This is a genomic window from Fluoribacter gormanii, assembly GCF_900156395.1.
Lineage (GTDB): Bacteria > Pseudomonadota > Gammaproteobacteria > Legionellales > Legionellaceae > Legionella > Legionella gormanii.
Genome location: NZ_FTNL01000001.1, coordinates 291,256 through 301,206, shown reverse-complemented (window position 1 = coordinate 301,206; position 9,951 = coordinate 291,256). Strand labels below are relative to the sequence as shown.

Genomic DNA, 9,951 nt, shown 5'->3' with positions numbered 1-9,951 from the left:
TGCGCCCCATAAAGGGTTAAATATGATGGCACCAAGACAATTTATCAATAGTGCTTTGGCTGGCTAAGTGGTCCGGTTTTATAGGGGCAACTCCACTGACAAATTAAATATTATTTTAAAAAATGATTACAGCTTACAAAAAAAAGTTCAACAAGGAAAAGAGGTTTATTTGCTGAAAGCAGAGGGTCGCCAAAAGAATACGGTGTTAAAATTTAATCTAACTCTGGAGCCACAAGCATCGTTTTTCTTAATCAATGAAAATGGACTAATGCCAATGGCTGATAACACCAATTCATATTATTATTCCATACCCCACTTCAAAACAACGGGAACGCTTAAACTCAATGATAAGACGTACCAAGTTAACCAGAACCCCGGTGATGCTTGGATGGATCATCAATGGGGCGATTTCAATCTGGATTCAAATGGATGGGAATGGTTTGGGGTGCGCTTGAATAATGGAATTGTGGCCAACATTTTCCTTATTTTCAATTTTAACGACAATAATGTAATTGGCGGTTTGGCAAACCTAATTCTACCGTCTGGCGAAAAGCGATTTATTTCTTATCAAGATATGGAGGTGATTCGCGAAGATTATTGGCTTGACCCGGTATTATCAATTCTTTATCCCACTACATATAAGATCAATATACCCAGCATTGGGTTGTCATTTACTAATGTTGCAGTTTTTCCCGAGCAGGAAAAACATGGTTATTGGGAAGGATATTGTGAGGTATCAGGAAGTTATAATCAGCAAGAAGTTACAGGTTTTTCTTACACAGAAATTGTGTACCATAATCCAACCTTATCTGTTCTCGCCAGTTTTGAGAGTAAGTTAAGAGCGGAGGAAGGTGGATTCAAATTAGACCCCATGCGATGAATAAGTCAATTTGAGGTTACTAACAATATAAGACTGAGTGCAAATGAGATTATTAATAAAGGCAATAATGAAGCTCTATCTGTTCTTTCCTCTCATAGTCACGGTGCTTTTCTTTAAAGCTATTGTAGTTAACGGAGCCCCTGAGTCGAAAGAAATTAAGCTTAAGGTAAATGAACTTGCAGAAATCAATAAAATAGGCACAAAGGTAGATTTTTCTCAATTACCGAGTCCCTACAATGAGTTATTAACGCAACCTTTAATGACTAAAAGCATAGAAAAGTATTATGAGCGCAGTGCAATTATAAAAACAATTTTTGCAGCACAGGATCCAGGTAAAAATACTTATCAACGTGCCATAGTCATGTTTATTGATAGTAATAAAGAGAGAAATCAGCCTGATTTAGCACAAACAAAAAAAGAAGTGACGGTAGTTGAGTTGGCTTTTATCACAATGAACTTTAATGAGCTGCCCAAAAATATGATAGAAGAAATACTGCATACGAATACCCCTTTTGGCAAATTGCTAGCCAAGTATCAATTGCAAATACTTTCTCACGATCGAACTTATTATAAGATTAGATGTAATAGTGCGTTGGCATCGCTAATCCATTGCAATTTAAATGATTTTATCTATGGGCGCACAAATACTATTATTAGAGCTGATAATAAAAAATGGCTAGCGCATGTTGTAGAGATTTTACCTAACTCCACTAAGGAGGGGAGGTGAGGGGGATAATACCGAAAGAGCGGATGAAGGTAGTTGATGAGAAGATAATTACTTTAATCTTCTCATCAATAATCACTTATTAATGCGTATTAAATGTTTATTATGATATTATAAAACTCAATAATTTATCAAAAACTTGAGATTTCATAAGGTCCTAATTAGGATTCCAATCATTTAATGAAAAAAGGAACGCGGTGATTTATGTGGAATGAAAAAGCAACAAAATCCTTTCTGGTTATTTATATTGGTTTTTTGTTTCTGGCAACTTTTTTCATTATTCCAACTATTACCAGTTTCTATTATTACGCCTGGGGAAAGCATTTAGCTTGGTCCTATTTTGATGGACCACCGATGATTGCCTATTTCTTCCATAGTTCTCGGGCAATTTTTGGTGATACCTTCTTTTCCATTAATATCATCGGTTTTTTATGCCTGATTATAGGTTCCTATTATATATACAAAACAGGTTGTCTCCTAAATAATCAGCAAACAGGATTAATTAGCGCACTGATATGGGTCGTTTTGCCTACTACCACTGAAAGTATTTTTGTTCGTGTTTTATACGATGCTCCCTTGAATTTATTTACAATTCTGTCGTTTTATTTTTTTGCACGTTACATTTCATACAAACGCATTCTTGATGTATACCTCTGTGCTTTGTTTATTGGCTCAATGATTTTATCTAAATATACTGCTGTTGTGAGTGTGATGGGGCTTTTTCTGTATGTTATTTTTTCTAAACAGCGGCAACTTTTTAAAAGTGTACATTTTTACTTGGCCTGCCTCATAATTATTTTAATGATTTCTCCTGTTATCTATTGGAATATCAAGCACGATTGGATTTCAATTACTTATTTATTAAATTTTCATAGTCAAACGCAAAATCATACCACCATATCCCATAGTCTCTTGGAGCTGATAAGTTCATTAGTAATTAATTATTCGGTTTTTCTATTTTTGGCTGTATTTGGATGGTTCAAGTATCGGAAAAACCAAAGCACGACCAATAACCCCGTTTTGGAACTGACTTATGCGCTATTATTTTTAGGGCTATTCTTTTGGTTCATATCAACCCTCTTGGGCGGTAGTGCCCGTGTGATTTACTTGGCGCCATTAGGAATGAACATCGCATTAGCAACAGGGTATTGCATCACAAAATATAAGTACCACCGATTTTTTAAGATCTGTTATCCAGTTTTTTTAGTCTTTAGCCTCGTGATGATCCTTGCCAATTCATGGCCAATCGCAACATATATGAAAAAAGGTAAGGCTTATACGGTACTACAAAAAGCGATTAGAGAACCAGAAATCATTAAAAAAGGACAGCCTGTCGTTGCTGGATATTATACTAATGCAGCCGCATTGAATTTCTTTATGCCCAATGAATCTGTTCACGCAATTCCTTGCGGCGATATTAACCAATATCAATACTGGGACAATGCTTTTTTACAGGCACTATCCAAGGGGAAAATTGATAAAATAACCTATTTTGATTTTAGAGATACAAAGCAATGCCCAGAGCAATTTTTTAATCAATGCCAATCGGTGGCAACAGTATCTCACCATAAGATTATTCCAGTAATTCACAAATTGACCAAGCCTATGTACTTGTATGTGTATGAATGTTCATTGCCACGCACCCAACTTCCTAATGCAAAAGCATGAAGCCAGCATGTTGGATACAGGGGCATAGTTACTCGAGCGTTAACATCTCAAGTTGCTCGTGGAATTTATTTTTCATTCTGATTTTTTTCGATTGCACTAGTAATTTTATAACGTAATAATACATTTCGAGTTCAACCAGCAGCAAACATTTGTGTTTGTATGGCTTAATTTCTTTAAGGATGATAAATGAAACAAAAAATACTCATTGGATTTACAGCTGTCGCCCTGACCATTGCAAGCATATCGCATGCTGATTTTACTTTTTATTCTGGTTCAAGTAAGTGTGAAGATGTTCCTGGAAATTGGGCCGGATCAGGTAAGGCTTCAAATTGGTTGATAGGGGAATGTGTCTATAATGGATCAGGAACCGTAGGTGCTTTGGATAGTGCTGGCTATTTTGCCATTGAGGTCAATGCAGACAAACGTTCAGGAAGTGTTCTTTGTCCAAGCCATAATACCACGAAACTGCGTGGGATTTGTGTTAATGGAACAGTGACTATTAAAACAGAATACGGTAACTTGAATGGTGTTTTTTCAAAAAACTCAGGGAGTGCGAACGGAAAGCTTACTGTTTCTCCAGGCATGGATGTCGATGTCGCGATTAAATTTAATCGTGTCAGTTAAATGATTTAATCGATCCATCGGTGAGGCGTAAGTTCAAGCTCTATTCACTGGCTGGATTAATTTGGTGTATTTTGCGCGAAAATAACGCTTCGGAAGCCTCGCATACTCAATGTATGCTACGTTTCCCATCCTCATTTTTGCGCAACCAGCGCTCAAATCCAACTATTCCCCAAGATTCAATCATAACCCCTGAACGATTACAGTGAGGCTAAATTTAGAAGTCTTGCCTCTAATTTTTAATTCACTGCACCTAGACTTACTTTGCAGCAATAATCGTCTATTTAGTTTAATGATTTTTTTAAAGTTACTATGTGCTGATAGGCTTCATTGATTCGTTCCTGGTTGATTTCTCCAGATTGAACTTTGGCTTCAATTATATTAATGACTTGAACTGGATCTTGTGTTGGAACAGATAAATTATTACCAAACATCAGCATATCTGCTCCAGCATTGATAGCCAATACTAAAGCTTGTTCAAGCCCATAACTATCGCTAATCGCCTTCATTTGCATATCATCAGTGATAATAACCCCTCGGAAATGGAGCTGATTCCTCAGAAGATCAGTTAAAACTTTATGGGATAGAGTTGCTGGCAATCCGGATGGATCTAATTGACGATTCACAATATGTGCAGTCATAACTACACCACATGCCTCAGGTGAGTTCAGTAAGAATTCAAATGGTTCTAATTCGTAAGTTTGCCAAGTATCTGTAACATCCACAAAACCCAGATGAGAGTCTCTGGTAGAGCTACCATGTCCAGGAAAGTGTTTATAAGCACATTGAATTTTTTGATTTAAGAAATGATGGGTATAAATGCTCGCATAGCGTATGACTTGCTTGGGAGCCCTTGAAAAACTTCGCTCTTTTTTTCCAATAACTGGATTATCAGGGTTAACATTTACATCCAGTCCTGGAGCAAAGTCTAAGTTAAATTCTGCCGTTTTTAGAGTGTGAGCCATAGATTCAGCAGTAGTTTCTGCTTCTTTAGCGCTTCTTTTGCCGACTTCAGCTGCTGATAAAGTCGGAGGAAATCCATATTGTTCCCCTAAACGATTGACTTGCCCACCTTCGTAATCTATCGAAACTAAAAGAGGTAATTGTATTCGATGATGTTTTAAATTACCTTGTTCAGCAAAATATTGGAGTTCATGATTCAGTTTTTTTACTTGTTCTGGGGTTTCAATATTTTTGTCAAACGTTTTTGTATGGTAGTTGTAATCAAATAATATGACGCCGCCAATATTATTTTCCTCTATTTTTTTTACTATTGGGGATTGGGCATTAATTTTTTTACCATCAAAACCAACAAGAAGCATTTGGCCAATTTTATCGCGTAAACTTACTTCGGTTGCAATACCACCGAAACAGCTCGCGGAGTAAAACAAAGTGAGTAATAATGAAAAAAAATAATTCATATGTGGCCTATAAGATTACCAAAAGGTTAAAATTTTACCACTTAGGTTTGTTTTTTTCAATCTTTAGCTTATTTTGTCTCATCTAACCTAGGGCGTGTTGACATTTGGGGGCGCGAGTCAAAAATCGGGATAATTTAGTGCAAATTTTAACTTGAGTGAGGCGAATAGCCAGCTCTATTTAACGAACTCAAGCTGAAATTTGCGCAAATTAGCTTGGTTTTTGACCGTGACACCAAATGTCAACACGCCCTAGAGTATACCGAAATGATGAGAGTTGCTATTATCTCTCTAATCCATAATTAAATATTGTAGGTATATGCTATGACTACCGTGAGTGAATACTTTAATGAGAATTGGCAACGTTATCAAAGCGCGATTAAAAATAATATGTTATTTCATCGGGAAATGTTGCAGGCGTTACAAAAATTTCTCTCGACACATATAGGAAATCGTCCTTTTTCTTTTGTGGATGTTGGGTGTGGTGACAGCAGTACAGTTGTTTCTGTACTTGCAGCCACTTCCATCGAAAAATATATAGGCATTGACGCAGCGCAAGATGTTTTAAAAATGGCAGAAAATACGCTAGCTCCACTTAATTGTGAAAAAGAGTTCATTGCAGATAACATGACGGTCGCTCTTCCTTGTTTGCCAGGTCCAGTCGATGTGATTTTTACCAGTTATGCCGTTCATCATTTATCTTTACACGAAAAAAAGAATTTCATTGCTACATGCAAACAAAAACTAAATCCTAATGGCTTTTTGTTAATGGTTGATGGTGTTCTCAAACAGAATCAGACACGGGATGAATGGTTGGATGCTTTGCAATCACGTATGGTTGAAACCAACCCTGAAATCACTGGTGAAGAAATTGTTGCACGGATGGAGCATCCGCGCGCTGATGATTACCCCGAACACATTGATACTTTTGCCCAAATTGCCTCTCAACAATCTTGGAGTAATTTTCAAGTTCTTGTGGACAAAGGGATATTTGCTTTTATGGTATTTACTAATTAGTTTTTATGTGGCCTGGGTATAGTCACCTCTGTCCTAGGCTTCGCGGCTTAAGGGAGATCTCTGGATCTCGCGGACACGCCGTAGGATGACGAAAATAGAGATGGAGTATTTTTCAAGTAAAATCTATGTAAACAATTGTGCTTTCATTGCATTGATATAAATTTTATCAATTATTCCTATAATCAATGATGCCGGGCCTGAAGCACCACTTGAGGTTGGCCCAACGCATTCGGCATAAAAATGCACTGCATTTTTAGCGGCTAAAAATGGATCTTTAATTACAGAATTAAAAACACTAATTATTGCCGAAAGTAAATTACTTATCCCTGCCACTTTTTGCACCAGCTCGGAATCAAAATTAAATTGATCGATTCGATCTGCACTCACAACTAGATGTCTTTTTCCACTGACAACCACTGATAGATTATATTTTTTTGATAATGACTTTGCATTTTCTATTATTACTTTATCTTCAAGCAGATGGTTACTATCTTGGATTACTAGTTCGCTAGTCACTAAACTGGCAACTTCATTAGGATAGCCACGAATAATTGAAATTTGATGCTTTTTGATCATATCTGTTGCAACATCGGTTCGGTATCGACTTGCACCCGCTCCGACCGGATCTAAGATAATAGGGATATTTTTCTGATTTGCTATCTTACAAATGTAATTACTTAGTTTAACAAACGCTTTATCTAATTTACCCAGATTGATCACCACGGCTTTGGAAATTCCCAATAATTCTTCAACTTCCTCTTCTGCACTACACATTAATGGGAAACCACCAATACTACGTATCCCACTTGCGACATATCCCATAGGAAAATAATTGGTGATGTTTAATATAAAAGGTTTTTGTTGTCTTATTTTCCTTAAGGCTTCATTTACTTCCGGTGTCATGAAAAAATCCATTTTTCAGTAAGTTTAATTAAAGTTACTTTAGCGTACTTTTTGAATTACAACTACTGAATTTATGATTTAGCAATTCGTTCCCTTTTAAAAAATGTTGATTTGCTTTTTCAAGTAACTCGAACTAAGTTTAAATTCTATGTAAGGAATTTTAATCTCAAGGAGAGTACAAATGTCAAAACATAATAAATTTAAAAATGAATCACAAGATGCACGTCGCCACGATCAACAGCACTCGGCTCATTCTGATAAAATGAAACCTACTCATGAAAAATCTAAACTAGAATCTCATCCTAACAAAAAGAAATAGATAATGCTTGAATAGGCCTTACCAAAGTAAGGCCTATCGAATGATTATCTGTAGCAACGTAATTGACCCCAAGCATTTCGCCAGCAGCCTGGATGATAGGGAGCTGGTCTTGCATTGGGTCCTGGGCTATTTAATACGCACATGCCATACATATTTCTATGATATCCATGTCCGCATCCTTGAGCTGCGCTGGCGATGGAGGTATAACCTACAATAAAGAATAATGAACCGACTATAACCGTTGTACGTAATATTTTTGAAATACATGAACTTGTATTCATTACATCCTCCTTGGGTTTAGTTTTTTTTTTTCACTCAGCTTAAGTATAGAGTTTATTTTTTAACTTGCGTAAATTTCAATCAAATATATTTATTCGGATTCCATGTGACACAACGCGTCAAAAATATCTCGACTAATATCAGGAGAATCATTATGGCTAATTACTGATTTGGAGTGTTTGGGGAGTAAAAAAGGTTCTAAAGGGGGAAGGATATCTTCTTCTATATCCCCGCCATCAGCAAAATGTTCACGGGTTTGTGGTTCAAATCGACCATCTGGATTGCTAAGAGTACCTCGATTTTTACTGGGCTGAATCACAGAGGGTTTTATTCTTTAGGTCGATTTATTACCGAGGCCGTCATTCTTGAAATGCAGGTTAGTTTTTCTTCTTCATTAAAGATTTTAACTTGCCAAACTTGAGTGGATCGTCCCAGATGAAGAGGGGAGGCAATTGCTGTAACTATCCCTTCTTTAACGGAGCGAATATGATTAGCATTTATTTCTAAACCGACACAGAAAAATTGATTCATATCAATAACTGAGTTTGCTGCTGTACTGGCTACTGTTTCGGACAATGCGACATTAGCACCGCCATGGAGAATACCTATAGGTTGTCTGGTGCGTTCATTTACGGGCATGGTTGCTTTTAAGAAATCATCACCTATTTCAATAAATTGGATGTCAAGAAATTCAGACATAGTATTTTTTCCAAATCGATTGATATCTTCTAGAGTAATTTCTTTAAACCATATAGCCATTTGTACCTCCTTTTATCAGGGGGCTTGGCGCAAACAAGCAAAATTTAAAAAGCCCCTAAAATAAGATAAACTTTATTTATCAAAAAACCAATAAGAAATTTTATGACAAATCAAGCATGCATGAGATGTTATATCTCGGGGAAAGTTCAAGGAGTATGGTATCGCGCTTCAGCGCAAAGAGAAGCGAAGAAATTGGATATTACAGGATGGGCACGAAATCTGGATGACGGGCGCGTAGAGGTTTTTGCTTGTGGTAAGGTTGACGATTTAAGATTATTTTATACATGGTTAAAGGAAGGTCCAGATTTTGCTGTTGTAGAAGAATGTACTTATGAAGAACTTATTTGGCAGGAATATCAAGGATTTGATACTTTATAAGTAAAAATTCATCGTAGCCAGGATGAAGCCGAAGCCAAATCCAGGCTATTTCGAGTATGCCTTAATAAAATATTCTATGGATTCAATTAATCGAGCGATTTGCTCGGGTACAAATATTTCAAGTTGTGCAAAAACATGGATCATTCCTTTAAATTCTTCTAATTCAACGGAAACTCCCATGTTTTTTATTTTTTTTGCAAAAGCGATTGCTTCATCAAACAAAGGATCATATTCAGCCGCTGCAATATAGCAGGGTGGTAATAATTCCAAATGTTTAAAATGCATTGGAGATGCTTGAATTCGATCCCCTCCATTTTTGAAATAATTGTCAAAATACCATTTAATTTTCTCTCGAGTGAGTAAAAAACCTTCTCCATTCCTTTGATATGATTCATAGTTCATGGAGAAATCTAGAGATGGATAAATTAATACTAAGCCTTTAATCGCTTGATCGCCTTGTTCTTTCATTTGATGGCAGACAGAAACTGCTAAATTTCCCCCAGCACTGTCACCTGCTAAAAAAACATTCTGAGTATCTAGTTGAAACTCTTTGAGTAATTCAACTCTCTGCTCAAAAACTGCTATACAATCCATTAGCCCTGCTGGATATGGAAATTCTGGAGCTAAACGATATCCAACAGAAACGACCACAGCATGACTGGTAACCGCAATTCGCCGACAAAGCGCATCATGGGTATCTATGCTCCCTGATAAATGCCCACCCCCATGAAAATAAAGAATTAAGGGTAATTTTTTTTGTGGTGCTGGATGATATATTCGTGTCGTGATCTCATGATCAGCAAGTTGCAGCACTGGATTGTGGATCAGAGGAACAAATAATTTGGGTAGAGCAAAAGCCTCAGCTGTCTTTTCAGCAAGATCACGTACTTCTTCAGGTGTAAATACAGTTGGTTTTGTATTGGTCAAATCCAAAAAATTTTGTAGTGATTGTGGTATATGACCATGTACCATCGCCGCCTCCCTT

General features: G+C 36.7%; 13 protein-coding genes. 7 read left to right on the top strand and 6 right to left on the bottom strand.

What is annotated here, in order from left to right; translation table 11 throughout:
• The first annotated feature begins 67 nt into the window (after positions 1-67).
• The 4 genes from BW930_RS01305 to BW930_RS01290 all read left to right on the top strand — a co-directional run bounded on the left by BW930_RS01305 (position 68) and on the right by BW930_RS01290 (position 3,896).
• Positions 68-880, top strand: a complete 813-nt coding sequence (locus tag BW930_RS01305) for a lipocalin-like domain-containing protein (RefSeq protein ID WP_238587852.1) — start codon at positions 68-70, stop codon at positions 878-880.
• A gap of 43 nt (positions 881-923) precedes the next feature.
• Entirely contained in the window at positions 924-1,607 is a 684-nt protein-coding gene (locus BW930_RS01300; RefSeq protein WP_058467803.1) for a hypothetical protein, read from the top strand.
• Positions 1,608-1,808: 201 nt separating this feature from the next.
• Positions 1,809-3,272 (top strand): glycosyltransferase family 39 protein, encoded by a 1,464-nt coding sequence (locus tag BW930_RS01295; RefSeq protein WP_058467804.1) that lies wholly within the window; start codon positions 1,809-1,811, stop codon positions 3,270-3,272.
• Between the two features lie 186 nt (positions 3,273-3,458).
• Positions 3,459-3,896: a hypothetical protein gene (locus BW930_RS01290; protein WP_058467805.1), complete on the top strand. Its 438-nt coding sequence runs from the start codon at positions 3,459-3,461 to the stop codon at positions 3,894-3,896.
• Positions 3,897-4,177: 281 nt separating this feature from the next.
• Here the strand turns inward: BW930_RS01290 and BW930_RS01285 are convergent, their stop codons facing one another.
• Positions 4,178-5,314: a glycoside hydrolase family 3 protein gene (locus BW930_RS01285; protein WP_058467806.1), complete on the bottom strand. Its 1,137-nt coding sequence runs from the start codon at positions 5,312-5,314 to the stop codon at positions 4,178-4,180.
• A gap of 321 nt (positions 5,315-5,635) precedes the next feature.
• Between BW930_RS01285 and BW930_RS01280 the strand changes: the two genes are divergently transcribed.
• Positions 5,636-6,328, top strand: a complete 693-nt coding sequence (locus BW930_RS01280; protein ID WP_058467807.1) for a class I SAM-dependent methyltransferase — start codon at positions 5,636-5,638, stop codon at positions 6,326-6,328.
• 123 nt (positions 6,329-6,451) lie between these two features.
• Here BW930_RS01280 and thiM read toward each other — a convergent pair whose 3' ends face one another.
• The gene (gene thiM, locus BW930_RS01275) at positions 6,452-7,231 is read right to left on the bottom strand and encodes a hydroxyethylthiazole kinase (RefSeq protein ID WP_058467808.1); all 780 of its coding nucleotides are present in this window, start codon (positions 7,229-7,231) and stop codon (positions 6,452-6,454) included.
• A gap of 181 nt (positions 7,232-7,412) precedes the next feature.
• Between thiM and BW930_RS17075 the strand changes: the two genes are divergently transcribed.
• On the top strand, positions 7,413-7,550 hold the full coding sequence (locus BW930_RS17075) for a hypothetical protein (RefSeq protein WP_165481608.1): 138 nt from the start codon (positions 7,413-7,415) through the stop codon (positions 7,548-7,550).
• A gap of 44 nt (positions 7,551-7,594) precedes the next feature.
• Here the strand turns inward: BW930_RS17075 and BW930_RS01270 are convergent, their stop codons facing one another.
• From BW930_RS01270 to BW930_RS01260, 3 genes are all read right to left on the bottom strand, one after another.
• Positions 7,595-7,831 (bottom strand): GCG_CRPN prefix-to-repeats domain-containing protein, encoded by a 237-nt coding sequence (locus BW930_RS01270; RefSeq protein WP_058467809.1) that lies wholly within the window; start codon positions 7,829-7,831, stop codon positions 7,595-7,597.
• Positions 7,832-7,920: 89 nt separating this feature from the next.
• Positions 7,921-8,148 carry a hypothetical protein gene (locus BW930_RS01265; RefSeq protein WP_058467810.1) on the bottom strand — a complete coding sequence of 76 codons (228 nt, stop codon included), beginning with the start codon at positions 8,146-8,148 and terminating at the stop codon, positions 7,921-7,923.
• 8 nt (positions 8,149-8,156) lie between these two features.
• Entirely contained in the window at positions 8,157-8,588 is a 432-nt protein-coding gene (locus BW930_RS01260; RefSeq protein ID WP_058467811.1) for a hotdog fold thioesterase, read from the bottom strand.
• A 102-nt stretch (positions 8,589-8,690) separates the two neighbouring features.
• Between BW930_RS01260 and BW930_RS01255 the strand changes: the two genes are divergently transcribed.
• The gene (locus BW930_RS01255) at positions 8,691-8,966 is read left to right on the top strand and encodes an acylphosphatase (RefSeq protein ID WP_058467812.1); all 276 of its coding nucleotides are present in this window, start codon (positions 8,691-8,693) and stop codon (positions 8,964-8,966) included.
• A gap of 45 nt (positions 8,967-9,011) precedes the next feature.
• Here the strand turns inward: BW930_RS01255 and BW930_RS01250 are convergent, their stop codons facing one another.
• Positions 9,012-9,938: an alpha/beta hydrolase gene (locus BW930_RS01250; RefSeq protein WP_058467813.1), complete on the bottom strand. Its 927-nt coding sequence runs from the start codon at positions 9,936-9,938 to the stop codon at positions 9,012-9,014.
• Between the last annotated feature and the right edge of the window lie 13 nt (positions 9,939-9,951).